Annotated in this window: 24 protein-coding genes and 2 tRNA genes; 16 read left to right on the top strand and 10 right to left on the bottom strand. The window is 69.7% G+C overall.

What is annotated here, in order from left to right:
- The first annotated feature begins 233 nt into the window (after window positions 1–233).
- Window positions 234–737: an ATP-binding protein gene (locus tag AB0K10_RS14885; RefSeq protein ID WP_363683548.1), complete on the top strand. Its 504-nt coding sequence runs from the start codon at window positions 234–236 to the stop codon at window positions 735–737.
- A 213-nt stretch (window positions 738–950) separates the two neighbouring features.
- Window positions 951–1,958 (top strand): sugar phosphate isomerase/epimerase family protein, encoded by a 1,008-nt coding sequence (locus AB0K10_RS14880; RefSeq protein ID WP_363683546.1) that lies wholly within the window; start codon window positions 951–953, stop codon window positions 1,956–1,958.
- A gap of 64 nt (window positions 1,959–2,022) precedes the next feature.
- On the opposite strand, the gene AB0K10_RS14875 is transcribed toward AB0K10_RS14880, so the two are convergent.
- Window positions 2,023–2,436 carry a hypothetical protein gene (locus tag AB0K10_RS14875; RefSeq protein ID WP_007463781.1) on the bottom strand — a complete coding sequence of 138 codons (414 nt, stop codon included), beginning with the start codon at window positions 2,434–2,436 and terminating at the stop codon, window positions 2,023–2,025.
- A gap of 292 nt (window positions 2,437–2,728) precedes the next feature.
- Here AB0K10_RS14875 and AB0K10_RS14870 point away from each other — a divergent pair.
- From AB0K10_RS14870 to AB0K10_RS14835, 8 genes are all read left to right on the top strand, one after another.
- Window positions 2,729–2,801 (top strand) — tRNA-Asn (locus AB0K10_RS14870).
- 158 nt (window positions 2,802–2,959) lie between these two features.
- Window positions 2,960–5,083 carry an MMPL family transporter gene (locus AB0K10_RS14865; protein ID WP_363683544.1) on the top strand — a complete coding sequence of 708 codons (2,124 nt, stop codon included), beginning with the start codon at window positions 2,960–2,962 and terminating at the stop codon, window positions 5,081–5,083.
- Window positions 5,073–6,311 carry an FAD-dependent oxidoreductase gene (locus AB0K10_RS14860; RefSeq protein ID WP_363683542.1) on the top strand — a complete coding sequence of 413 codons (1,239 nt, stop codon included), beginning with the start codon at window positions 5,073–5,075 and terminating at the stop codon, window positions 6,309–6,311. Before AB0K10_RS14865 ends, AB0K10_RS14860 begins: the two co-directional genes overlap by 11 nt.
- Window positions 6,312–6,365: 54 nt before the next feature.
- Window positions 6,366–7,313 carry a hypothetical protein gene (locus tag AB0K10_RS14855; RefSeq protein WP_363683540.1) on the top strand — a complete coding sequence of 316 codons (948 nt, stop codon included), beginning with the start codon at window positions 6,366–6,368 and terminating at the stop codon, window positions 7,311–7,313.
- Window positions 7,310–8,998, top strand: a complete 1,689-nt coding sequence (locus tag AB0K10_RS14850; RefSeq protein WP_363683538.1) for an insulinase family protein — start codon at window positions 7,310–7,312, stop codon at window positions 8,996–8,998. Before AB0K10_RS14855 ends, AB0K10_RS14850 begins: the two co-directional genes overlap by 4 nt.
- Before the next feature lie 61 nt (window positions 8,999–9,059).
- Window positions 9,060–9,136 (top strand) — tRNA-Ile (locus tag AB0K10_RS14845).
- A 354-nt stretch (window positions 9,137–9,490) separates the two neighbouring features.
- Entirely contained in the window at window positions 9,491–10,816 is a 1,326-nt protein-coding gene (locus AB0K10_RS14840; RefSeq protein ID WP_363683536.1) for an IS110 family transposase, read from the top strand.
- Window positions 10,817–10,825: 9 nt separating this feature from the next.
- Window positions 10,826–11,302, top strand: coding sequence for an SMI1/KNR4 family protein (locus tag AB0K10_RS14835; RefSeq protein ID WP_363683534.1), 477 nt, complete (start codon window positions 10,826–10,828; stop codon window positions 11,300–11,302).
- Window positions 11,303–11,675: 373 nt separating this feature from the next.
- On the opposite strand, the gene AB0K10_RS14830 is transcribed toward AB0K10_RS14835, so the two are convergent.
- Window positions 11,676–12,095, bottom strand: coding sequence for a hypothetical protein (locus tag AB0K10_RS14830; RefSeq protein WP_363683532.1), 420 nt, complete (start codon window positions 12,093–12,095; stop codon window positions 11,676–11,678).
- Between the two features lie 306 nt (window positions 12,096–12,401).
- On the bottom strand, window positions 12,402–12,998 hold the full coding sequence (locus AB0K10_RS14825) for a hypothetical protein (RefSeq protein WP_363683530.1): 597 nt from the start codon (window positions 12,996–12,998) through the stop codon (window positions 12,402–12,404).
- A 397-nt stretch (window positions 12,999–13,395) separates the two neighbouring features.
- On the opposite strand from AB0K10_RS14825, the gene AB0K10_RS14820 reads away from it, so the two are divergent.
- Together AB0K10_RS14820 and AB0K10_RS14815 are read left to right on the top strand one after the other, a co-directional pair.
- Window positions 13,396–13,908, top strand: a complete 513-nt coding sequence (locus tag AB0K10_RS14820) for a hypothetical protein (RefSeq protein WP_363683528.1) — start codon at window positions 13,396–13,398, stop codon at window positions 13,906–13,908.
- 790 nt (window positions 13,909–14,698) lie between these two features.
- A complete protein-coding gene (locus AB0K10_RS14815; RefSeq protein ID WP_363683526.1) occupies window positions 14,699–15,142 on the top strand; it encodes a DUF6228 family protein in 444 nt (147 codons plus the stop codon).
- 83 nt (window positions 15,143–15,225) lie between these two features.
- Here the strand turns inward: AB0K10_RS14815 and pip are convergent, their stop codons facing one another.
- The 4 genes from pip to AB0K10_RS14795 all read right to left on the bottom strand — a co-directional run bounded on the left by pip (window position 15,226) and on the right by AB0K10_RS14795 (window position 17,701).
- Window positions 15,226–16,203, bottom strand: coding sequence for a prolyl aminopeptidase (gene pip, locus AB0K10_RS14810; protein WP_363683524.1), 978 nt, complete (start codon window positions 16,201–16,203; stop codon window positions 15,226–15,228).
- Between the two features lie 87 nt (window positions 16,204–16,290).
- On the bottom strand, window positions 16,291–16,608 hold the full coding sequence (locus AB0K10_RS14805; RefSeq protein WP_363683522.1) for a hypothetical protein: 318 nt from the start codon (window positions 16,606–16,608) through the stop codon (window positions 16,291–16,293).
- 126 nt (window positions 16,609–16,734) lie between these two features.
- Complete coding sequence (locus AB0K10_RS14800) at window positions 16,735–17,145, bottom strand: squamosa promoter-binding protein 15 (protein ID WP_363683520.1); 411 nt, start codon at window positions 17,143–17,145, stop codon at window positions 16,735–16,737.
- A gap of 100 nt (window positions 17,146–17,245) precedes the next feature.
- Window positions 17,246–17,701, bottom strand: a complete 456-nt coding sequence (locus AB0K10_RS14795) for an SUKH-3 domain-containing protein (protein WP_363683518.1) — start codon at window positions 17,699–17,701, stop codon at window positions 17,246–17,248.
- Window positions 17,702–18,313: 612 nt separating this feature from the next.
- Between AB0K10_RS14795 and AB0K10_RS14790 the strand changes: the two genes are divergently transcribed.
- Complete coding sequence (locus AB0K10_RS14790; RefSeq protein ID WP_363683516.1) at window positions 18,314–18,724, top strand: hypothetical protein; 411 nt, start codon at window positions 18,314–18,316, stop codon at window positions 18,722–18,724.
- 49 nt (window positions 18,725–18,773) lie between these two features.
- Here AB0K10_RS14790 and AB0K10_RS14785 read toward each other — a convergent pair whose 3' ends face one another.
- A complete protein-coding gene (locus AB0K10_RS14785) occupies window positions 18,774–19,229 on the bottom strand; it encodes a hypothetical protein (protein ID WP_363683514.1) in 456 nt (151 codons plus the stop codon).
- 57 nt (window positions 19,230–19,286) lie between these two features.
- Window positions 19,287–20,165 (bottom strand): PhzF family phenazine biosynthesis protein, encoded by an 879-nt coding sequence (locus AB0K10_RS14780; protein WP_363683512.1) that lies wholly within the window; start codon window positions 20,163–20,165, stop codon window positions 19,287–19,289.
- A 214-nt stretch (window positions 20,166–20,379) separates the two neighbouring features.
- On the opposite strand from AB0K10_RS14780, the gene AB0K10_RS14775 reads away from it, so the two are divergent.
- Both AB0K10_RS14775 and AB0K10_RS14770 read left to right on the top strand, forming a co-directional pair.
- Window positions 20,380–20,754 (top strand): YciI family protein, encoded by a 375-nt coding sequence (locus tag AB0K10_RS14775; protein ID WP_363683510.1) that lies wholly within the window; start codon window positions 20,380–20,382, stop codon window positions 20,752–20,754.
- A gap of 232 nt (window positions 20,755–20,986) precedes the next feature.
- Complete coding sequence (locus AB0K10_RS14770; protein ID WP_363683508.1) at window positions 20,987–21,415, top strand: lasso peptide biosynthesis protein; 429 nt, start codon at window positions 20,987–20,989, stop codon at window positions 21,413–21,415.
- A gap of 35 nt (window positions 21,416–21,450) precedes the next feature.
- Here the strand turns inward: AB0K10_RS14770 and AB0K10_RS14765 are convergent, their stop codons facing one another.
- Window positions 21,451–21,732, bottom strand: coding sequence for a PqqD family protein (locus AB0K10_RS14765; RefSeq protein ID WP_363683506.1), 282 nt, complete (start codon window positions 21,730–21,732; stop codon window positions 21,451–21,453).
- 769 nt (window positions 21,733–22,501) lie between these two features.
- On the opposite strand from AB0K10_RS14765, the gene AB0K10_RS14760 reads away from it, so the two are divergent.
- Window positions 22,502–23,335, top strand: a complete 834-nt coding sequence (locus AB0K10_RS14760) for a helix-turn-helix transcriptional regulator (protein WP_363683504.1) — start codon at window positions 22,502–22,504, stop codon at window positions 23,333–23,335.
- Window positions 23,336–23,398: the final 63 nt, after the last annotated feature.

Genomic DNA, 23,398 nt, shown 5'->3' with positions numbered 1-23,398 from the left:
CCGGTCACGGCCGACGGCCCCTGCGGGCCACCCGCTCCTGGCGTCAACCGCAGCGACGCGCTCCGCCTCACCGGGCGCGTCCCTGCCGAAGCCGATGTCACCTCAGAGGCATATACCGGTGAGTCATAGTTATGACTCACCGGTATATGCCTCTCGACCATCCATGACCGGAGCGGCCCGAGCCGGAGCGGCCGGGCGGCCCACTCTCAGGCGGCTGCCGTACCTTGACCGGCATGGGGCGTTTCGCGCGATGGCGCCGGACGGTGCGGACGCAGGGGCACTGGCTGCGCGCGGCGCTGCACCGGGTCGATGAGCCCGATCCGTTGACCGGGCCGGCGCCCAGCCTGAACCGCCTCGACGCGCTGATGGAGGGTTTCGCCGCAGGCCAGCCCGTGCGCTGGAGCCTCGGCGGGGCACCCCGGCCGTTGCCCGGCGCGGTCGACGTGGCGGCGTACCGGATCATCGAGGAGGCGCTGGCCGACGCGCGCCGGCACGCCCCGGGCGCGGCGGTCGCGGTCCGCCTGCGCTACGACGCCCAGGGCGTCACCATCGAGGTACGCGACGAGGGCGCCGACGCCGCGACGCCGACCGGGGAGCCCCGGGCCGCCGGGCGCGGGCTGGCCGCGGTGCGGGGGCGCGCCGAGCGGGTTGGCGGCACCTTCACCGCCGGCCCGAATTCCGGCGGCGGATTCACCGTCCGGGCGGTCCTTCCCGCGCCCGAAGAAGCGGCCGAGTGACGATCCGGGGCTTTCGCGAGAGGGCCTGGCGGAAATAGGGTGGGGGCGGCGACCGTGACGGTGGCCGGTGACCCGGTGGGAGGCGCAACCCGCCGGGCCCAGGTGCGCTCGGCACCCACCGGTGTTCCGCCTCGGTGCCGCGTACCGGTCTGACCGGTCACCCTCGCCCCGGTCCGCACAACGGAATCCCCATCACATCAGGGGAGAAGGACAATGGCGCGACCCATCACGCTCTTCACCGGCCAGTGGGCCGACCTTCCGTTCGAGGAGGTCTGCCGGCTCGCCTCCGAGTGGGGCTACGACGGTCTGGAGATCGCCTGCTGGGGCGACCACTTCGAGGTCGACAAGGCGCTCGCCGACGACTCGTACGTCGACCGCAAGCGGGAGACGCTCGCGAAGCACAACCTCGAGGTCTTCACGATCTCCAACCACCTCGTCGGTCAGGCGGTCTGCGACCATCCGATCGACGAGCGGCACCAGGACATCCTGCCCGGCCGCATCTGGGGCGACGGGGAGCCCGAGGGGGTCCGCCAGCGGGCCGCCGAGGAGATCAAGGACACCGCGCGGGCGGCGGCGAAGCTCGGGGTCAAGACCGTCGTCGGGTTCACCGGGTCGTCGATCTGGCACACCCTGGCAATGTTCCCGCCGGTGCCGCCGTCGATGATCGAGCGCGGCTACCAGGACTTCGCCGACCGGTGGAACCCGATCCTCGACGTGTTCGACGAGGTCGGGGTGCGATTCGCGCACGAGGTGCACCCCAGTGAGATCGCGTACGACTACTGGACGACGAAGCGGACGCTGGAGGCGATCGGCAACCGGCCCGCGTTCGGGCTGAACTGGGACCCGTCGCACTTCGTCTGGCAGGAGCTGGACCCGGTGAACTTCATCTTCGACTTCGCCGACCGGATCTACCACGTGGACTGCAAGGACGCGAAGGTGCGTACCGGCGACGGCCGACGCGGCCGGCTCGCCTCGCACCTGCCCTGGGCCGACCTGCGCCGCGGCTGGGACTTCGTCTCGACCGGGCACGGCGACGTGCCCTGGGAGGACTGCTTCCGGGCGTTGAACGCGATCGGCTACACCGGCCCGATCTCCGTGGAGTGGGAGGACGCCGGGATGGATCGACTGCTCGGTGCCCCGGAGGCGCTTCAGTTCGTCCGCCGGCTCGCCTTCGACGCTCCGACCGCCGCCTTCGACGCGGCGTTCAGCAGCAAGGACTGACCACCACCCGGACAGACCACGGGCCGGTCGCCTCTCGGCGACCGGCCCGTCGACGTGCGTTGGGTCAGAGCGTGCTGCCGTTGGTGCCCGAGCCGGACGGCTTGGTGCGGGGGGTGGTAGCCGACGGCGACCCGGAGGTCGTGCCGACCGTGCTGCTGCCCGTCGAGCCGGAGCCCGCCTTGGCGCCCACCGTGGCGGGCGTGCCGGCGAACGCGTCGTCGGCGGCGGTCAGCTCCTGCTTGCCGGTGCTGCCGTTGCCCAGCTTCTCGCCCAGCTTGGTCTGGCCGAGCTTGTCCTTGCCCTCGCTGTAGAGCTTGTTGGCCTGGGCCTGCGCGACCCCGGCCGCCTCCTGGACGGTCGGGTGGTCGAGCACCTTGCGGCCCCGAACCACGAGCTCTTCGTACTTCTCCCGGCCGGCACGGGCGCCCAGGACGAATCCCGCAGCCAGCCCGCCAAGAAACATGATCTTTCCGCGCATGGCGGCTCCTTCCGTACCTGACGCGCCGTCGCGCCGGCGGGTTGCCCCGTCGGGCGCGACCAATTCGCGCCTGCGTCCTCTGTCCGCAGCTAACTACCCATCCTGCTCCCCGCTCAAGCCTGCTTGTGCCGGGATCGCGATTTGCCCTGATTGCGATCGGGTCGCGGCGGTGACCTGCGCATCTGGATCAAGGCGGATACGAGTGGAACCCACTGGACCGCCACCGGGGGATGTCCTGTACTCTTGTCCCGTCGCAGGGCACCGGCGAGATCCGGTTCCAGGCGGTGCACGATCCCCTGTAGCTCAATTGGCAGAGCAGCCGGCTGTTAACCGGCAGGTTATTGGTTCGAGTCCAATCGGGGGAGCTTCTCCACCCAGCGCCCGTCGGCAGTACGCCGACGGGCGTTTTCGTCTGTGCCCACCCGGTTTCGCCCTCGCTCGACGTGCTCGCCCGGCAGGATGGTCGATGTCGACTTAGACTCCCGCTGCGTCGATTGATGCGTCGATTCTTGAGGTGAGCGCCATGTCCGGACGAGGCGGCTTCGGCCGGGCCACACTGATCGCGGTGGCGGTCGTGCTGGCCTGGCTGGTGATCGGCGGTGTGGCCGGCCCCTACGCAGGGCGTCTCAGCGAGGTCGCCACCAACGACAACGCCGCCTTCCTGCCCACCGACGCCGAGGCGACCCGCGCCCAGGACCTCGCGGGCGGCTTCGTCGACAGGCAGACCGTGCCGGCTCTGGTCGTCTACGAGCGGTCGTCGGGGATCACCGACGCCGACCGGCAGCGGGTCGCCGCCGACGCCGCCCGGTTCGCCCAGATACCCGGCGTGGTCACCCCACTGTCCCCGCCGATCCCCAGCGCGGACGGTCAGGCGCTGCAGGTCCTCGTGCCTGTGGACGACGCCGAGGGCGAGGAGATCGGCGCGGTCGTCAAACAGGTGCGCGACCTCGCCGGCGGCGACCGGGACGGGCTCAGCGTGGACGTCGCCGGCCCGGCCGGCCTGCTCGCCGACCTCATCGAGGTCTTCTCCGCAATCGACGGGCCACTGCTGCTCGTCACCCTGGTGGTGGTGCTCGTCATCCTGCTGATCGTCTACCGCAGCCCGGTCCTGTGGATCTTTCCGCTGCTGGCCGCCGGAATGTCGTACGCGCTGGCCTCGGTCTTCGTCTACCTGCTCGCCGATGCCGACATCATCAAGCTCAACGGCCAGGCCCAGGGCATCCTCACCGTGCTGGTCTTCGGCGCCGGCACCGACTACGCGCTGCTGATGATCGCCCGCTACCGGGAGGAGCTGCACCGGCACGACCGCCCGTGGGACGCCATGCGCGCCGCCTGGAGGGGCGCCGCGCCGGCCATCATCGCGTCCGGCGGCACTGTCATCGTCAGCCTGCTCTGCCTGCTGCTGTCCAGCCTCAACTCCAACCGGGCGCTCGGCCCGGTCGCCGCCCTCGGCATCGCCGCCACGCTGCTGGTGATGCTCACCTTCCTGCCCGCGCTGCTGGTCCTCGGCGGCAGGTGGGCGTTCTGGCCCCGGCGGCCGCGGGTCGACCAGGCCGACCCACGGGTCGAGCACGGCATCTGGAACCGCGTCGCCGGGTTCGTGGCCCGGCACGCCCGACCGATCTGGCTGAGCACCGCAGTCGTCCTGGCTCTCCTCACGCTCGGCCTGACGCAGCTCGGCGCCACCACCCTCGGCCAGTCCGACCTGTTCACCCAGCGGACCGACTCGGTGGACGGTCAGGACGTGATCGCCCGGCACTACCCGGCCGGCACCGGCAGCCCGGCCACCATCTTCACCACCGAGCAGACCGCGCGGCAGGTGGCGCAGGCGGCCCAGGGCGTACGTGGCGTCGCCGACGTCCGTCCGCTCTCCACCGGCCCGCAGACCGGCCCGCCCGAGGAGAACGCCCCGCCCAAGGTCGTCGGCGGACGGGTGCAGTTGGAGGCGACGCTCGCCGACCCGCCCGACAGCGACGGCGCCGAGCGGACGATCCGCGACCTGCGGGAGGCCGTACACCGGGTGCCCGGCGCGGACGCAGTCGTCGGCGGCTTCACCGCGATCAACGTGGACACCTCCGACGCCGCGAAGCGCGACCAGAACGTCATCATCCCGGTGGTGCTGGTGGTCATCGCGGTCATCCTGGCCCTGCTGCTGCGCGCCCTCCTCGCACCAGTGCTGCTCATCGGCACGGTGCTGCTCAGCTTCGCGGCCACCCTCGGTCTCTGCGCGCTGCTGTTCCGCCACGTCTTCGACTTCCCCGGCGTGGACTCGTCGTTCCCGCTGTTCGCGTTCGTCTTCCTGGTCGCCCTCGGCATCGACTACAACATCTTCCTGATGAGCCGGGTCCGGGAGGAGTCGGCCAAACGGGGCACCCGCGCCGGTGTGCTCGCCGGCCTCGCCGTCACCGGCGGCGTGATCACCTCCGCCGGCATCGTGCTCGCCGCGACCTTCTCCGCACTTGCCGTCCTGCCGCTGGTGATACTCGTCGAGTTGGGTACGGCCGTCGCGATCGGGGTACTGATCGACACGATCATCGTCCGGTCGCTGCTGGTGCCCGCGCTCGCGTACGACATCGGGCCGAAGATCTGGTGGCCGGGCCGGTTGTCCCGGGCGAACGGTGAGCGGGAGGCGCGCGATGCTGGCTGAGACCGACGTGGTCGTCGTCGGCGGCGGCCTGGCCGGGCTCGCCGCCGCGCGCCGGCTGCACCGCGCCGGCGTGCCCTGGCGACTGCTGGAGGGCAGCGGCCGGCTCGGCGGTCGCGTCGCCACCGACGTCGTGGACGGCTATCTGATCGATCGCGGGTTCCAGGTGCTCAACACGGCGTACCCGCGGCTCGGCACGCTGCTCGACACCGACCGGCTCGACCTCGGTTACTTCACGTCCGGGGTGCTGGTGCGCCGGGGCGACGACCTGCTGCGGCTGGTCAACCCGTTGCGCGAGCCGGCCGGCGGGCCGCGGACCGCGCTGGCCGGCGTGGGCTCGCTGCTCGACCGGTTGCGCTTCGCCGCGCTCGCCACCGGCTGCGCCACGCTGCCGGTGTCCCGGCTGCTCTCCGCGCCGGAGACCACCGCCGAGACGGCTCTGCGCCGCGCCGGTCTCTCCGACGCCATCATCGAGGAGTTGCTGCGGCCGTTCCTGTCCGGCGTGTTGATCGACCGGGAGCTGGCCACCTCCAGTCACGTGCTCGCCGTGGTGCTGCGCTCGTTCGCCCGTGGGCGGATCGGGCTGCCCGCCGAGGGGATGGCCGCGCTGCCCCGGGTCATCGCCGACCCGCTGCCAACCGACCTGCTCGACCTGGACACCCCTGTCGCGCAGGTCGCACCCGGCCTGGTCCGCACGCAGGCCGGCGACATCCGCTGCCGGGCCGTCGTGGTCGCCGTCGACCCGCCCGCCGCGGCCGCGCTGCTGCCGGCCCTGGCGACGGTACGCATGCACAGCTACACCACCTACTACCACAGCGCCCCGGAGCCGCCGCTCGCCGAGCCGATCCTGGTCGTCGACGGCGACCGCCGGGAGATCGTGGCGAACACGGTGGTGCTCAGCAACGCCGTCCCGACGTACGCGCCGGCCGGACGGCACCTCGTGGCCACGTCGGTGGTGGGTCCGACGGCCCCGCCCGAGTCGACCATCCGGGCCGAGTTGACCCGGCTGTACGGTCGATCCACCGCCGACTGGACCCACCTCACCACGGTGGCCGTCCCGGCCGCGCTGCCCGCCACGCCGCCGCCGCAGGGCCGGCTGCGCAAGCCCGTCTCGTTGGGGGAGGGGCTGTTCGTGGCCGGTGACCACCGGGACAGTCCATCGATCCAGGGCGCTCTCGCCAGCGGCTGGCGTGCCGCCGGGGCGGTGCTGGAGGAGCTGCGCGCCGGCTGAGCCCGCCTCGAACGAGGCCCCCGCAGCCGTAGTTGATCACCTATGATCGCCGCCATGCCCGCCCCCCTCCCGGCACCCACCTTCGATGCCGCTGCCGCGTACCCCGAGGTCAACGACCTGCGCAAGGCGCTCGACGCCGCCGACTGGCCCGCCGTCCAGGCCGTGTTCGCCGACCGGGACGCGGACGGGCGCACCCTGCTCGTCGGCGCGGCAGGCGACCAGGTCGGGACCGAGCCGTTCCTGCGCCGGGTGTACGACGCCCACCCCACCGACCAGCTCGCCGGGACGCTGCTCGGCAACCAGCTCATCCGCGCCGGCTGGCGGATCCGCAGCGCCTACCGGGCCCAACACGTCAGCCGGGCGCAGTTCGAACAGTTCCACGAGCACCTGCGTCGTGCCGAGCGGGTGCTCATCGACGTCACCGCCCGGTACCCCGACGACGCGGCCGCCTGGACCCAACGGATCACCCTCGCCCGGGGGCTGCAACTGGGCCAGAACGAGGCGCGCCGCCGCTACGACCGGCTCGCCCGCGAGCACCCCCACCACGCTCCCGCGCAGGCGGCCCTGCTCCAGCAGCTCTGCCCGAAGTGGAGCGGCGACTGGGACCGGGCCTTCGCGTTCGCCCGCGAGTGCGCGCAGGCCGCGCCCGCCGGGGCGCCCAACGCGGTGCTGGTCGCCGAGGCGCACCTGGAACGCTGGCTGGACTTCGACACCCAACGGGAGCGCACCGCGTACCTGCGCAGCACACCCGTCGTGGACGAGGTCATGCAGGCCGGGCAGCGATCCGTGCTGCACCCGGACTTCGTCGACCGGTCGGGGTGGGTGTGGGTCCGTTCGACGTTCGCGCTGATGTTCAGCCTCACCGAACAGTGGCCCGCCGCCGCCAGCCAGTTCACCGCCCTCGGCAACCTGGGCACCGAATACCCCTGGGCCTACGTGGACGACGCCGAGGGCTACACGAAGTACCGCGCCAAGGCGTACGCGAAGGGTGGCCAGTCGTGATCCAGCACCTGGACGTGGACGGGGTGCCCACGCTGCTCGCCCCCACCGCCGGGCCGATGCGCGCCGGACTGACCTTCCGGGTCGGGACCGCCGACGAGACGCTCAGCCGCGCCGGCATCACCCACCTCATCGAGCACCTCGCACTCGCGCCGCTGGGCCTGGCCGACTACCACGTCAACGGCGTGACAGCCCCGGCGTTCACCATGTTCCACACCCAGGGCTCCGAGGCGGACATCGCGGCGTTCCTGACCGCCGTTTGCGAGCACCTGTCGGACCTGCCGGTGGCGCGGCTGGACGTCGAGAAGGACATCCTGCGTACCGAGTGGAGCAGCCGGGGCGCCGCCGCGGTCGACGACATCCCGCTGTGGCGACACGGCGCGCGGGACTTCGGCCTGAGCAGCTACCCCGAGTGGGGCCTCGGCGCGCTCACCGCGGACCACCTGCGCGAGTGGGTGGCCCGCTCCTTCACCAGGGAGAACGCGGTGCTCTGGATCGCCGGCGACCGGGTGCCCGCCGGTCTGCGCCTCCCGCTGCCCAGCGGGGTCCGGCAGCCGGTGCCGGCCGTCTCGTCGGCACTGCCGCAGACCCCGGCGTACTTCGTCAGCGGCGCCCGCGCCGTGGTGCTCGACTCGGTGGTGCGGCGTAGCGCCGCCGCGGCCGTCTTCTCCGGCGTGCTGGAGCGGGAGCTGTACCGGTCACTGCGCCAGGAGTCGGGCCTCTCCTACACCACCACCACGGCCTACGAGCCGCGCGGCGACGGGTACGCCACGCTGCGGGCGCTCGCCGACGCGCTTGCCGAGAAGCAGGACGCGGTACTCGGCGGCTTCGTCGACGTGCTGGCGAAGCTGCGGGTCGGGCGGATCGAGCAGGCCGACCTGGACGCCACCATCGCGAAGCGGGAGGACGTGCTCGGCACCGCCGAGGTCGACGCCGCGCGACTGCCCGGGTACGCCCTCAACGTGCTGACGGGCGAGCCGAACCTCAGCATCGACGAACACCGGGCCGAACTGAAGGCGGTCAGCCTCGCCGACCTGCACGACGTGGCCGGTGAGATGATGTCGTCCGCGCTGCTCCTGGTGCCGCGCGGGCTCACCGCCGACTGGGCCGGTTTCGTCGCGGCACCCACCCACTCCAGCGACACCGTCGAGGGCACCACGTACCCGGCGAAGCAGGGCGCCGGCGCCCTGCGCATCGGCGTGGACGGGGTGACCTACCTCGGCACCGACGGCCCGCTGACCGTCCGGTACGCCGACTGCTCCGCGATGCTCACCTGGCCCGACGGCGCGCGGCAACTGATCGGCTCGGACGCCATCGTGCTGCACGTCGAGCCGACCATGTTCAACCTGCACCCGGCGGCGCTTCCGGTCATCGACGCCCAGGTGCCGGCCGACAGGCACATCGCCATGCCGGCCCGCACACCGGACACCATCCCGCAGCCGTCGACCGCCGACCAGCCGGCCCGTACGCCCGCCAATCGCCCGTGGTGGGAGATCGCGGCAATCGTGATCAGCGGCGTGGCCGTCCTGTTGGTGGGCGCGGTGAGCCTGCTGGTGACGTACGTGGTGGCCGCCGCCGGCACCGAGCCGGGAGAGGAATGGCTCTGGGGCGTCGTCGTGGCGGGCTGGCTGCTCACTGTTATTCTCGCGTTGCCCATCGTGCTGCTGTGGCGACGGCGGCGGGGATGAGGCGGGGCCACACCGGCGCTGGCCCGTGATCCGCCGGGCGGGATAAGATCCGCGCGGTGTCGGGGCGGTAGCTCAGCCGGTTAGAGCAGGGGACTCATAATCCCTCGGTCGCGGGTTCGAGTCCCGCCCGCCCCACCAGCAGTTTTACCTGGTCAGCCATGCTGCCGACGACCCGGGCGAACCGCATCAAGGCGGCCCGCAAGCGGGCCGCGCCGGTCGCGCTCGGCCTGCTGGCGGCGCAAGCGCCGGCATCGGCCGGCGCGCCGGCCGATAGGAGCCTTGCCTCCGGCGGGGGCCAGACGACTCCGAGATGGAGTTGCCGACCGATTCCGGTTCGTGGGTGGTGGGATGCCATCCCGCCAGCCACCGACCCAGGCAGAGCCGAGCAGACCAGGGCCAGGGCGACAAGGTCGTTCCTTAGGGTTTTTGCGTCTGGATGGTGTTCCGGGCCGCCGGGCTGGTTGGGTGTGGCTCAAGGTCGTTTGCCGTTAGGTGGCCATGGACGAGCGGCCGCCCAGCCAGCCCAGGGCGCCTTGGCCGCTGATTGAGATCTGCGAGTCGTCGCTTGCTAAGGAACTGCCGGCGGGGTTGTCCGAGGTGACCTGGAACTGGGTGCTTCGGGAGGACGGCTTGGTGCAGGTATGGGTAGGCGTGGACGCGGGCAAGCAGGCTCACCACGCCGCGGCGGTAGACGTGGCCGGGCGGGTGCTGTGGTCGACGCGGGTGGCCAACGATCAGCAGGCGATCGCGGACCTGATCGGCCGTGTCGGCGCCGACGATGAGGTGGTGTGGGCAGTCGACCTGGTCGGCTGCGAGACAGCCCTGCTGCGGGCGATGTTGGCGCTGGCCGGGCAGCAGGCGGTGTATATCCCAGGCCGCACGGTCAAGACGATGTCCGCTGGGTTCGCCGGCGAGGCCAAAACCGACGCGCGTGACGCCGTGGTCATCGCCAACACCGCTCGGATGCGGCACGACTTCCTGCCGGTCGAGACACCGACGGAGCTGATCGCCAAACTCGCGCTGCTGGTGGCGCACCGTGCCGACCTGGTCGAGGACTGGGTCCGCACCGTGAATCGGCTGCGCCGATTGATGCTCGGAATCTCCCCGGTGCTGGAGCGTGGGTTGACTTTCACCAACGTCGCGACGCTGGTTCTGATCAGCGCTTATCAGACGCCCGGACAGATCCGTGCCGCCGGTCGCGAGCAGCTCGTGGCGCATCTGCGCCGGCATCGGGCCGTGAACGCCGCCAAGGTGGCCGATCAGGCGTTGGCCGCCGCGGCTGAGCAGGATCGCACCCTGCCGGGACAGGACACCACTGCTGCGCTCGCAGGTGAGCTGGCCACTCATCTCCTGCAACTGCATCGACGGATGCGGGACACCGACAAGGCGATCGAGGCCGCCTTTAGTGACCACCCGCAGGCCGGCATCATTCGTAGCCTGCCCGGCATGGGGGCACTGGCGGCCGCGGAGTTCATCGCCGCAGTCGGGGACCTGTCGACCTTCGCCAGCCCTGATCACCTGGCCGCCTACGCGGGTCTGGCGCCGGTGGCCCGTGACTCTGGCAAGCGCGTCGCCAACCTGCGCCGGCCGCAGCGTTACAACCGGCGGCTGCGCCACGTGTTCTACATGTCCTCGCTCAGCACGCTACGGATGAACGGCCCTAACCGTGACTACTACCAGCGCAAACGCGCTGAGGGACGCAAGCACCAGCAGGCGTTGATCGCCCTCGCCCGCCGCCGCGTCGACGTGCTGTGGGCCCTGCTCCGCGACAACCGGTGCTTCCAACTCCAACCACCAGCACCATCAACACCGGGCTAGGAGTCGGAGATGATCGACGGCATGGACTTCGAGGAGTTCGACCAGCACGTCCAATCACTACGAGCCCGGGCGGCTCAATCCGGCTTCGAGGCAATCGAAGACTTCAAGGTGATCGAAGGGCTGACCGCATCGGCGGAGGAGATTGCCGAGGCGGAGCGAGCGCTAGGCGCGACCCTGCCCGCGCAGTACAAGGCGTTCATGATGCGCTACGGCGGCGGGCAGTTCGGATTCCTCGACCTGCTGCCCATACCCACAGCAGGATCCGCGCAGCACGTCGACGACGTCATCTCCGTCAGCCAGGCCGAGTTCCCGGATCGGTCCTTCGTCGCGGTCGCCCCTGTCGGCACAGGCGACTACTGGTGCTTCCCCGTCCTCGGCGGCCGGTGCAGCGACGAGGTCTGGTTTCACTACCACGACGCCGACGACCCAACGCTGGAGGCACCGGACTTCCTGGATTTCGTAGCACGGCGCGGTACTCAACCCTGACCCAGACAGGCACGACGGTCGACGCCACCAACCCTGCCCTTCCGGAAGAAGCGGGGCCCTGCCCCGCACCCCGGCCCTCCCTCAGAGACCGCAACGGGTCTCCTCGCCCGGGCACCGCAGGGGCTGCCCGAGAACCCCGGCCAGGTCAAGGCCAAGCCGCTACGCGGTCGCCTTCGGCGAGCCTCGACCCGACCGAGAACCCCGGGCAGGAACACGCCTGCCCGACCGAGGAGACCCTGCCCACCGCACGGCCCGCTTGACAACCGCCATTGAGACTCGTCCGGTAGGGCGCTCCACCTTGTCACCCTGGCCCTGGCCCACTCCACGGTGTGTGGGTCCGCGGCAGACGGGATGGCAGCAAGGTCGCGGACGCTCAAGTGAGTGGTGCGGATTCGCCGCGCTCGTCTGGGGCCTCAAGAGCACTAGGTAGCTGCTGGGGAGGCTGTCGCCTCAGCTGCCGCATGGAGGCGACGATGATCAATCCAACGGCGAGAGCACCGCTGGAGGCGATTGGAAGCCAAAATTTTTCCCAGCCAGTAAGGCCGGAGTCCTTGATGAAACGAGCCAGCACTCCCGAAGCGCCCATGACAATCAGGGCCGCTCCCAACGTATAGATCTTTGCGTCGCCTCTGAGAGCGAGGCCGACAGCACCAAGCCCAAAGCCGGCGACCAATGCCACCGTAATCAGCGCAGTGAAAATGAGATAGGGCGATCGAGGCAGGAGCCCGGACACTGCCGCCAGGAGGTAGATGACCGCGGCAGCGGCAAGGTTTGCGATCACGTTCACTGCCACGTCTCGCGCAAACTTTAGGGAGCGACTAGGTCTTTGGGTCGCTGGACTGACCGTGGCGCCTTCCTCGCCGTCGGCGGCGCGCCTCGGGACGCTGACTGCGTAGGCCGCGATCCCTACGGCGACGAGCGGCGCAGTGCTGGCCACCAAGGTGGCAGCCAGAGTCCAGCCATCCATGAGGGCAGAGTACTGAGGGCGGTACAGCCCCGTCGTACAACCAAGACCTCCAGCTGACGCCGACGCTACCCGACAACGACGGACGGGCTGACCAGGTGCGCAGCCACCCGACCAGCCTTCCGCGATCTTCTTCTAATCACCAGGCTGCTCAAGGACCGAAAGGCGAGACACGCCAGGCAGCTCCGGCGGCTGCCTCTGCTCAAGATCCGCAGCCGAGTAGATCCTCTCAAGGAGCCAGCTCGCGGCGTTAGGTGCTCTCGTGACATCGACCGCATGCGGCCCGATAGAGATCAGCGGGTGCCTTCCCGTGCCCCTCAGTTGGGGCGCGTAAAGCTCTGCAAGCTCGGCCTCAGACAGATCGTCTCCGTTCGAGGCGGCCTCTCTCTTCAGGCGCCGTTGCATGTTGCCATCGCCCAGGACGTACTCATCGAAATGCTCCACGACGTCACGAGCCTGAACCAGGCCCGGCAGCGCCGCATCAAACTGCGCCACCGCGTCGGTCAGATGCGCCTTGGCATCAGGGTCGCGCATGTGCCGGAGCGCCATGGTGGCAGCACGATGCACGTTGCGCAGAGCGACCAACAGCAGCAGCGCGTCGGGGAGGCCCGAGCTTGGCCCATGAAGTAGGCGCTCTGCCGGGACCATGACAGCCTTCGTCCAGAGCCACGCCTGACTTAGTGCCAGGTTTTCAGGCGGCGGCAGCTCGTTGAGGATCTTCTCCGGCTCCATGCACTCAGGATGGACCATCAGCGCGATGGGTTTAAGGCGATGGCCGGCGGTCCGCATCCAGTCCGCAAAAGGTCGACCGACGGTGGGGGAGTGGTGAGAGATGTCGAGAGGTGTTTCCGCATTCAGTCCGCAAGAGGTCGACCGGCGGTGAGGGAGTGGTGAGAGATGTCGAGAGGTGTTTCCGCTGGTGGGAGGCCACTTGTGCAGGTCGCAGGCTCGCCCATCTTGATCTCATAATCCCTCGGTCGCGGGTTCGAGTCCCGCCCGCCCCACCAGCAGTTTTACCTGGTCAGCCAGGCTGCCGGCGACCCAGGCGAACCGCATCGACGTTCGGATCAACGCTCTTAGTCCGCAGCCGCACGGGAACCTAGGGGGACCCGGCCGCGTCAGTGATGACATGAAGCTGCGCGCCGCAATTGTCTTCGCTCTGGCCATTCTCAGCTTCGGCCTCATTGTGGCCGTTTCGCCGGCCGAGCCCGCTTGGGCCTGCTCTTGCGCCTTGCGTTCCGACCAACAGGACGAACGAGCCGAGCGCATCGTCGTCGGCACCGTCACGCAGGTGACGGACGAGGCGGTCCAACTCGCGGTCGAGTCCGTCGAGAAGGGCAGCTTCGGAAAAGGTGACACGCTCGGGCTGCGTGTGAGCCGCAGCGAGGTCAGCTGCGGATATGACTTCCGCGTTGGCACCCGGTACAGGGTGAATTCGATCAACGGCGCCACTGGACTGTGCGACGGAATCCGCCAGTTGGCGGCCACACCGTCCGCAGCCGCAGCGGTCCCGACGCATGTCGCGGCCCTACCCGCTCCTGCACACACGCCGAGCCGTTGGTGGCTCGCGGTCGGTGCGATGCTGGCGGCCCTCGCCGCCGGACTGGTGGCAGCGGCCCTGCGGCGGCGTCGGACCAGTTAGATAGGGCGGCGGCCCGACCGCCTAGGTTGCAAGGCCACCACTGTGCCATCCACGTGCCAGTAGCCCGGCACCCCGCACGGTCACCAGGGGAACGAACGGTCGCGGACTTCCTGCCCCTGACCTGGCCCACCAGGTCCGGGTCGGCCGTGATCCTCGCCCTTCCAGCTGACGGTGCCGAACAGCCAAGCCGAGTGACTCCAACAGCCAGAGGTCGACGCGGGGCGACGAGACGAGCAGGTCAACTGCACTGGCAGACGGCGGGCGGAAGTCTCTCGGCGCCCTCGTTCATCCACAATGGTGCACGGGTCGGGGCCTTCATGCCGCTCCGGCTGCCTGGTCCCGTGATGAGTGCGAAAATCTCCCACATGAAGCCAACCAGGAGTGCGTGGTGGCAGACAACAGTGACACCGAAGCAGGGTTTCATCAGGGGAGGCGTCTGGCTTCTCCTGGCGGTCGGGTGGGTGGTTGTGGCCGTCGTAGACCCCACACCGTGGCATTGGGCATTTGCCGCACTGTGGGCCGTCGTCAGTGCGGGCTATCTGGTGTCAGCCTTGTTGCTGCGGCGACGGCAGCGCGCAACACAGGAGTAGCCGGGGCAAGAAGCCGCAGTACGGGCCGATTGAGCCCGATCGCCGGCAAGGGCCACGAGAATCGTTCGGCATGAATGTGCAGCGGGGCAGGCGATCCGCATCTAGTCCGCCGCTCGCCCCACCAGCCGTTCTACCTGGTCGATCATGCTGCCGACATCCCGTCGTTATTGCCGTCGACACTCCCGAGCCTGCCGACCATCATGGTGACCGTGGAGCCCTTCGTGCTGCAGCCGATCGGAACGAGCTGCCGTTGGGCATTACACCCTCCAACCGACCCGTACGGCGATGGCTACGTCTGGGCTGTGCGATCAGAGATCTCGGACGTCGGCATGACGGCGGAGACGAGCGCCACGCTGGCGGGCCGGTGGGCACCTGAGAACGAATCTCTCGGATGGTTCTTTCAGTCTCTGGCGGATGACTGGCGCGGCTGGGAAGGCAGGCGGGAATGGCGCTCGCTCGAAGGTGAGATGGCGGTCGACGCGCACCACGACGGGCGAGGTCACGTAGCCATCGGCGTGACGTTGCGGCGTACCCGGCAGGCGTATGCCGACGATGCCTGGTCGGCCCGGACGGTCTTCCTGGTCGAGGCCGGCGAGGAGATGACCAGGCTGGCGGCCGACGTTCGTGATTTCCTCAGCCGGTAAGCTTCATCCGGCCGCAGGCACCTGACCAGCTGCGGGTCCCTTCTGCTGACCCCGTGCCGCCGCTTGGGCGCCAGGAAAACCGCTTATTGATCCTGGCGGTCGAGGTAGGAGGCTCCGAAGCGGTCCAAGGCGTCGATGACGACGTCGCCGACGCCCCGCCCGGAGCCGTGGCCAGCCTCGTCGATCAGCTCCAGCCGTGCCTCGGGCCACACCTTGGACAGCTGCCAGGGGATGTCGACCGGGCTGCCGAGGTCGAGTCGGCCGTGTACGAGAACACCGGGAATGCCGGCGAGCCGATGTGCGCCGGCCATCAACTCGCCGTCGGCGAACCAGCCGTCGTGCGCCCAGTAGTGGGTGACGAGACGCGCGAAGGTCATCCGGAATGCCGGGTCCTCGTATCGAGGGTCGGGTCGACTGCCGGGCAGGTTGGAGACGAGTGCGTCCTCCCAGGCACACCAGTTGCGTGCGGCCCGGTCCCGTACGCCCTCGTCAGGATCGGCCAGCAACCGGGCGTACGCGGCGGGCAGATTGCCGTCGCGTTCGGCCACCGGCACCGCGTCCCGGAACCTCTCCCATTGTTCGGGGAAGATCCGTCCGAGGTCGCGGGTGAGCCACCGGTGCTCAGCCGGTGTGCTGGTGACGACGCTGAACAGCACGATCTCGGTGACTCGGTCGGGGTGCCGCTCGGCGTAGCCGAGGCCGAGGGCGCTGCCCCACGATCCGCCGAGCAGCAACCACCGGTCGATGTTCAGGTGCGTGCGCAGCTTCTCGATATCGGCCAGAAGATGCGGCATGGTGTTTGTCGACAGGTCCGCTCGCACGTCGCCCGCGTCCGGTGTGCTGCGTCCGCATCCCCGCTGATCGAACAGGACCAACCGATAGACGGCCGGGTCGAAGAAGCGCCGCCAGGAGGCGCCGGCTCCGGAGCCGGGGCCACCGTGCAGCACCAGGGCTGGTTTTCCGAGCGGGTTGCCGCTGCTCTCCCAATAGACGAGGTGGCCGTCACCGACGTCGAGCATGCCGTGTGCGAAGGGTTCGATCTCGGGATAGAGACGGGTCACGCCAGCGATCCAACCATCGAGCGCGTTGCCGCGCACCCGTGTTCTGACGGTGGAGGCGGTCCGTCCGGCCGGCGTGGTTGTTGGTGGTTAGGCGCGGTCGCCATCTCCACCGTCGCGGGGCCGGTATCTGACGAGACCGAGTGCGAGGAACCCGAGCGCCAGGACCACAAGCGTCAACGCTGCCACGGGTCCGAACGCGCCGATGAGCCGTCCGAGGTACCCCACTGCAAGTAACAAGAAGAAGAGCCCACCGCAGAGGAACCACATCCCCGCATCGACTGGCCGCGTCCACCTTCTCCGGGCAAAGGGCGACATGCGGCCAGTCAGCAGGAGACGAACACCGTAGCTGGCAAAGACCACGCCGACGATGCCCAACAGGATCTGGAACACGTCTCGGGGGTCCATACATCTGCCTCTACCCGGGGGATCTGGTCGGCAACCAGGTGGACGACCTGCGTCGGCGGGACCGCTTGATCTCGACCGGATCACGCCACTCGCCAGCCTGCTGACGGCGGTACTACCGATCGGCGGCTATGACCCGGAGGCGGGCCAAAAATCGTCGTCCTCCTCGTCCGGCGACGACGGGGCGTACTGCCGCAGAACGCCGTTGCGGATCATCCAGACGCGGAAGAAGGACTCCTCCTGATCCATCACGAAGAGCTGCACCGCATTGGGGTTGTGCCAGGCCAGGGAACCGAAATGCTCCACGACGGCGGCGAGGTCAGCGTGGTTGAGCGCCCCGGTGAACACCTCACACTCGGGGTTCTTATATCCGCCCCACTGGTTGTCCGCGGCGGTGATCAGGCGCAGGTTGCCGCAGCCGCCTGACCCCATGGCCAGCTCGCGACGGGGGCACTCGTTGTCGAGCCACACGCTGAACGCCTCCGCGTTGTGGCGGTCCTGCAGACCCACCGACAGCATCACGTTGGCAACCCAGCTCACTGCATCCCCCAATCGACGACACGGCATCGAGCCGGCTCTACTGCCGAATCGAACCTGCCAAGAATGATGGCAGCCCGCCTCGCTGTGGACGGCCGTCAGGTCACTGCCCAGCCGGGGCTTCTTCGCCTTCGAGCAGTCGGGCCAGGCCGGTCGGGCCGGGGCCGATCCTCTTGATTTGATCGTTGAAGAGCAGATGGATCGTGCCGTCGGCGTCCATGGCCAGGCTGGCGTGCCCGTCGTGCTCCTCGCCGAGCGGGTAGAGCTGACCGGCAGTAGGTCCGGAGAGGCTGTCGAACCACACCTTCTGGCCGAGGCACAGCAGTGGGTCGAGTCGTACACCGATCCGGGCGGAGTCGCGGCCGGGACCGCTCACCGGCACGACCAGGCCACCGAACTCGGTCAGGAAGTCACGGGCGGAGGCGTGCATGGCAAAGCCCTCGGGGGCGAGCGCCGACTCCCACTCGTCGACGTCCACCCTGCGGCGTGGCGTCCAACCTGCCATCTTGAGTGCCCGTGCCGCATGGTCCGACAGTGCGCGGTTGTCTGCCCGCGGCACAGCACCTCCCTCAGGTCGAACTCGTTGCGCAACGCCTTACAACTGTTGCAACACGGGCTGTACGCGCCATCGCCGGGCCGCACCGGTGGCCGGGGCGTAGGCGCCGCCCCGGTTTCCGGTGCGCTAGCTTCGGGTACTCGCGAATCTACGCCTTCCGCCACACCGCAAGCCCTCTCGCGCATCCGGTCGGCAGGCTCCTGGCCGTGATGAATGCGAAGATCTCCTATATGAAGCCAACCAAGAACCCATGGTGGCGGACAACAATGACGCCGAAGCAGGGTTTCATCAGGGGAGGCGTCTGGCTTCTCCTGGCCGTCGGCTGGGTGGTTGTGGCCGTCGGAGACCCCACGCCGTGGCATTGGGTATTTGCCGCACTGTGGGCGGTCATCAGCGTGGGCTACCTGGTGTCAGCCGTGTTGCTGCGGCGACGGCAGCGCGCGGCTCAGGATAGGACAGGGCCAGCGATCCCGAGATCAGCGCAAACACGGAAGCCCTCATCCACTTAAAGCGGCGCGGCGTTCACAGTGATCAGAAGCTGTGGCTCCGACCCGACGAAGTGTGGACGGTCCTTCTGGGCCAGTCCGGTGAGCGTCGATCGCGTACCTTGCAGGCGTGCCACACCGTCGCCTCGCAATGATTGCCGTTTCGCTGGCGCTTGTCGCCGTAGGTCTGGTGGGCGGCTTCGGGGCGGCCGAGCTTGCCGACGATCCGCACACCGCCAGGCCGGAGCTGCTCGTCGGGGTGGTCACCTGGTCGAACGAGCAGACCAGGTCCGTCGTGTTCGAGGAAGACGGGACCGCACGCCGCCCTCTCGACGCCGACACGACCTACTCGGTGATCGCCGAAGGCTGGCAGGACGTCGGCGGGACACAGCACCGCGACGGTACGTACCCAAGCTGCCTGGCCGGCGAGAAGGACGATCCCGTCTCGACGGACCGGCACCGGGTGGGGCTTGAGGTCCTGCATCGCGACATGGGCGGTCATCCCCAGCACATCGTCGTTCACGTCCGCTGCCTCGACTGATGGCATGAACCCAGCGGGGATGGTGACACCCTGCCGGGTCGAGTCGGCCTCAGCCGAGGTGCAGCAGCAGAACTTGGTCATCGTTGAGGTCAGAGATGCAGTCGCGCAACAGTGTTAGCCCATCCAGACCGGCGGTGCCGCTCTCCTCGAAGTCCATCCCCATTTCCTCGAAGTGGGCGACCAGGTCCTTCTTGCGGTGCCCAGCGGGGTCGAGCTGATCCAGGAACCGCTTGTGGGCTGCGGTGATGAGCACGGTCAGGCCGTACGCGCTGTTGATCGCCTCCGACTCGGCCTCGAACTCCGACCGTTGCAGGTCGATGTCGCGTTCCTCCAGGTAGGTCAGGACGTACAGCAGGCAGTACCCGGACCAGTCGTACTCCTGCCGCGCCTTGCCCCCGTGTTCCGTCAGGTACGGGTGGAGCGACGACGGCGCTGTGCGGGCCAGGCGGGCCAGCTCGGTGATGCTCTCCCGGGGGACCACGGTCAGTGCCGCCATTGCGGACATCACACCCTCCGTCGTACGACTCCAGCGCTGCGGCTCTCAGTCGGCTCGCCGGGCAGGCTACTGGGTGGGGGTGACACCAGTGCGGGCCGCCGGGTGGTGAACCAGGCCGCCGATCCTGGCCACGATGCCGTCCGGGGTGTGTGTCGCGGTGGCGAAGACCGAGGACGGGCGGCCGAGCGCGTCGCCCTGGTACACCTCGATCTGGCTGGTGCGGGACGTGTCGAGGAGGTGGGCGGCGAGGCAGCCGACGCTGTTGGCGTTGACGGTGTCCTCGTCGACGCCGATCGCGGGGGCGAACATGCGGGCGGTGGCTGGTCCTGCGGACGGTGAGAGCGCATAGGCGAAGCAGCCGAGATAGCCGAGCCGGCGGCACTCGGCTGCCAGCCGGGCGAAGTCCGGCCGCATTGCCGACAGCGTCCGGCGATCCTGGACACGTAGGAGAAGCCGGGGCGTGCCGGGCGAGGCGACCCGCAGGTCGCCGACGACGATGTCGCCCGGCGTCAGACCGAGGGCCGCGATGATGGCGCCGCGGGCCGGCTCGGCGTGGTCCCGCAGCGCGATGACGCCCTGCTCGAACCAGACTTCGATGCCGTCGTGGCGGCGGGTGGCGGTCACGGCGAGGGTTCGGTTGCCGGTGCGCTGGTGGCCGTGGTGCTGGGTGCCGCCGGCGCGGTGCAGCAGGACGGCCTGCGCGGCGATGGTGCCGTGTCCGCAGTTGCGGAGTTCGCCCTCGGTGGTGAAGAACCGTACGCGGGGTGGCGCCGCGCTGCTGTCGACGAATGCGGTGTGGGAGGTGCCGGCCGTCGCGGCGACAGCGCGCCGCTCGTCGTCGGTGCGGATGGAATCGTCGATCACGACGGCGGTGGGGCTGCCACCTCGCCCATCGCGGGTGCAGGCATCCACCACGATCAGGTGCCGAGCGACGACCTGTGCCACGTCGAGCACCTTGCCACACCGTCGCCACGACCTGCGCGCCCATTTCGCGCCACCGTCTCCGGCTCACCGGCTCTGCGGCAGCGCCGGGGCGGTGACCGCTGGCTTGCCACCGTCCTTGAGATCTCCTCCGGCGTAGCGTCGAATCCGGGGTGAGCCGTTCGTAGTACAGGCAGGAGGCGGTCGGCGGAGGCCGCCGAAACGAAGGAGTCTGGGAATGCCGCGGTACCTGATCTCGTTCGACGACGGCGCCATGGACCACATCCCCGATGAGGACTGGCCCGACGTGGGCAAGGCCGCGCACGCGGTGACCGGGGAGGCCGTGCACGCCGGCGTGTGGGTGTTCGGCGCCGGACTGGAGAGGCAGCGGGCGACAATCGTGGCCACGGACGGGACGGTCACCGACGGCCCGTACCCGGAGACCAGGGAGGTCATCGGGGGGTTCGCGGTCGTCGACGTGGCCACCCGCGAGGAGGCGCAGGTGTGGGCCGCCAAGATTGCCGCTGCCTGCCGCTGCTCCCAGGAGGTGCGGGAGCTCATGCCCGACCCCGAGACGGACGCGCTGCTCCGCGAGGCCGCCAGTCGCGGATGACGCCCTGACGACGTCCGATCGAGGTCGAGCCGCCACCGTCGCGCGAGATCTGCGCAGCGTCCGACGGCGACGGACGTGGTCTGTCCACAAGCCGCAGGCGGCGGGCCAGATTGCGCCGGCCGGGGTCAGTGCAGAGCCCTCGCGCAGAAGATGCGTGGTAGTTCGAAGAGGCGCGTCCACACGCGCCCACCATCTCGCCCGCCCTGCCCCCCGTCCCGCAAAGGTAGGTCCGATGCCACGCTCGTCCCGGCAAGGGAGCGTGCTGACCGTCGGTCCGGGCGCCATGGCCCGGCTGATCCGTGGGCACGGGCCGCGGGGCGTGGCCCTGGTCGCGTGGACGATGCTGGCCTGTCGGCGAGTGCGTCGCCAACTCGCCAGGGGTGGACTGGGCGCGGTGCGCCTCGCCGCGCCCCCGGCCGGCGGAACCGACACGCTGGTCCGCGGGGCGCTGCGCCGCAGCGGCGGCAACTGTCTGGAGAGCGCGCTGGTACGACAGCGCTGGTTCGCCGAGCGAGGGGTGGCGCGGACCGTGGTCATCGGGGTCAGCGACCCGGCTGCCGGCTTCCACGCACACGCCTGGCTCGACGGCGACCCGGACCCGCACCGGCACGGGTTGGCGGAGATCCTGCGGCACCCGGCCCCGCAGGGCTGGCTGCGCTGATCAGGCCGGCGGGACCGGCACGCCCCCGCTGCGCGTCACAGGTGTTCGATGAGGTCGATGGCGTCCAGCTCGGCGAGGAACGCGTGCACGTCGGCGACGGCCCGCTCGAGCTCGACCGACCCCTGTTCGGCAAGCACCTTGGCCAGCTCGGTTGCGGTGGCTCCGGCCATCAGGTGCGGCCACAGCATCGCGGCCGAACGGTCCAGGGCCAGGTAGACGGACTGCCGGATGTCGAGCAGCACGGTCTCGTCGCCGGCCGCACGCCAGGCGACCCGGTTGCCCCGGACCCGGTACACGGTCGCCGTGTCGGCGTTCACCTCGGCACCTCCACATTGGGTCGTTGCTGCGGCGTCCCGGCGGTGGCCGTGGCCACCGCCGCCTCGAAGCGCCCCATGGGTTTCCTCCCCGAACATGGTCGACGGGTTGCTCGCGCCCGTCGTTCCGCCGGGCGCAAGACCGGCCGACCGGGGTCGCATCGTCGCGTAACCCCGATCGGCCGGCCGACTGGGCCGGGCCAGGATGAGTGGCTCGGTCAGGCAGAGGCTAGGTGCGGTGGACGGACTCCACCGTGTCTGCCGAGGAGTCGTGAACCAGACAGTTTCGGGAACGGAAACACGTAACCACAATGTCAAGAACAGTCCACTCACCTCTATGGACTGCCCCGGCGCTCTCAAAAGAGGCAACTGATCGACTTGATTGTTACCTGACAGGAAACCGTTCCGCGACCCGTCATTCGCGAATCGGCCAGCCCGGTACGGGAACCGGCTCGGGTCGACGGCTCGGCGTGTCGTACCAGCGGTGGATGCCGCCGCCGATGTCCCGGAAGTCTTCGACAGGCCGTTGCGAACCACTGTGTGACACGTTCAATCAGATCGGGCCGGATTGACGGCCCGACGGAGGTGACTGCCCATGCCGTGGACGGGGAACCCTGACGGGCAGGAGCCTGTTACCCGAGACATTGTCGAGACCGATGACCCAGAACGTGCACATCACCTGATCGCGCTCCGTTTCGGAGAACACCGCGTCCGGATCTCCGGTCCACCCGCTCGGTTCCGTTACCGACGGGCCACACTGCGCGCCGACGACTTGGAGATTGGTGAGACCCGGTACACCATGCGCAACCGCACCGAGTCGTTGCCCTATCCCGACTTCGCCGCCGTGAGCGTGACGCACGGCCGGTACGCCGTCCGCACCGACGGCGAGGAACTGCGCCTCGGGCCCGGTACGACCGGTCGATACCCGGAGGTGGACGCCGTCCATCTCGTCGACGACCTGGCGTCGGTCGTCGTCCGGCTGCCGATGCAACGGGTCGCGGCGGCCGCCTCCCTCCGAACCGGCCTGCCCGCCGCGAACTTCCAGTTCACCACGATGGCGCCGCTCTCCCCGGCGATGGCCCTGCTCTGGCAGTCGGTGACGGCGTTCGCCCGGCGACAACTCGCCATCAGCGCGGTGGTGGCCAGTCCGCTGGCCCGGGCCGGCCTCGTGGAGATGGTGGCGACAACCGCCGTCGCGGTGTTCCCGAACACCACCATGACCATCAACTATCTGCCCGGCCAGGCGGGTGTCGGCCGGGCGATCGTGCGTCGGGCGGCCGAGTTCATCGAGGCACACGCGGCGGCACCGTTGACCGTGGGCCGGATCGCCGAAGCCTGTGAGGTCAGCCAACGCGCGTTACAGGCCGCGTTCCAGCGCTACCACGGGCAGACGCCGATGGCGTTCCTGCGTGCCGTCCGATTACGCCAGGCGCACTGGGATCTGCAACACGCCAAACCGGGCCAGACGGTGGCGGAGACGGCCCGCCGCTGGGGCTGGACCCATCCCGGGCGGTTCGCGCAGGCGTATCGCGAGGCGTACGGCTGCCATCCCTACGACACCCTGCGCGGGACGGGAGTGTCGGTGCCGAGCGAACAGGGTCGATGACGAACGACGTCACAAACGGCGGTACGCCTGCGTGGCCTTGCCTGCCGGCCCGCGGCCGCGAGG

This window comes from Micromonospora sp. NPDC049274, from assembly GCF_040678875.1.
Classification (GTDB): Bacteria; Actinomycetota; Actinomycetes; order Mycobacteriales; family Micromonosporaceae; genus Micromonospora.
This window is presented reverse-complemented; position numbering and strand designations above follow the sequence as displayed.

Bases quoted from the DNA above. Each gene is read 5' to 3' on its own strand.
- AB0K10_RS14785 (WP_363683514.1), bottom strand. From the start codon at position 19,229: ATGTCCGCAATGGCGGCACTGACCGTGGTCCCCCGGGAGAGCATCACC.
- AB0K10_RS14860 (WP_363683542.1), top strand. From the start codon at position 5,073: ATGCTGGCTGAGACCGACGTGGTCGTCGTCGGCGGCGGCCTGGCCGGG.
- AB0K10_RS14875 (WP_007463781.1), bottom strand. From the start codon at position 2,436: ATGCGCGGAAAGATCATGTTTCTTGGCGGGCTGGCTGCGGGATTCGTC.
- AB0K10_RS14855 (WP_363683540.1), top strand. From the start codon at position 6,366: ATGCCCGCCCCCCTCCCGGCACCCACCTTCGATGCCGCTGCCGCGTAC.
- AB0K10_RS14835 (WP_363683534.1), top strand. From the start codon at position 10,826: ATGATCGACGGCATGGACTTCGAGGAGTTCGACCAGCACGTCCAATCA.
- AB0K10_RS14805 (WP_363683522.1), bottom strand. From the start codon at position 16,608: ATGGACCCCCGAGACGTGTTCCAGATCCTGTTGGGCATCGTCGGCGTG.
- AB0K10_RS14820 (WP_363683528.1), top strand. From the start codon at position 13,396: ATGAAGCTGCGCGCCGCAATTGTCTTCGCTCTGGCCATTCTCAGCTTC.
- AB0K10_RS14770 (WP_363683508.1), top strand. From the start codon at position 20,987: ATGCCACGCTCGTCCCGGCAAGGGAGCGTGCTGACCGTCGGTCCGGGC.
- AB0K10_RS14880 (WP_363683546.1), top strand. From the start codon at position 951: ATGGCGCGACCCATCACGCTCTTCACCGGCCAGTGGGCCGACCTTCCG.
- AB0K10_RS14775 (WP_363683510.1), top strand. From the start codon at position 20,380: ATGCCGCGGTACCTGATCTCGTTCGACGACGGCGCCATGGACCACATC.
- AB0K10_RS14815 (WP_363683526.1), top strand. From the start codon at position 14,699: ATGGTGACCGTGGAGCCCTTCGTGCTGCAGCCGATCGGAACGAGCTGC.
- AB0K10_RS14825 (WP_363683530.1), bottom strand. From the start codon at position 12,998: ATGGAGCCGGAGAAGATCCTCAACGAGCTGCCGCCGCCTGAAAACCTG.
- AB0K10_RS14865 (WP_363683544.1), top strand. From the start codon at position 2,960: ATGTCCGGACGAGGCGGCTTCGGCCGGGCCACACTGATCGCGGTGGCG.
- AB0K10_RS14885 (WP_363683548.1), top strand. From the start codon at position 234: ATGGGGCGTTTCGCGCGATGGCGCCGGACGGTGCGGACGCAGGGGCAC.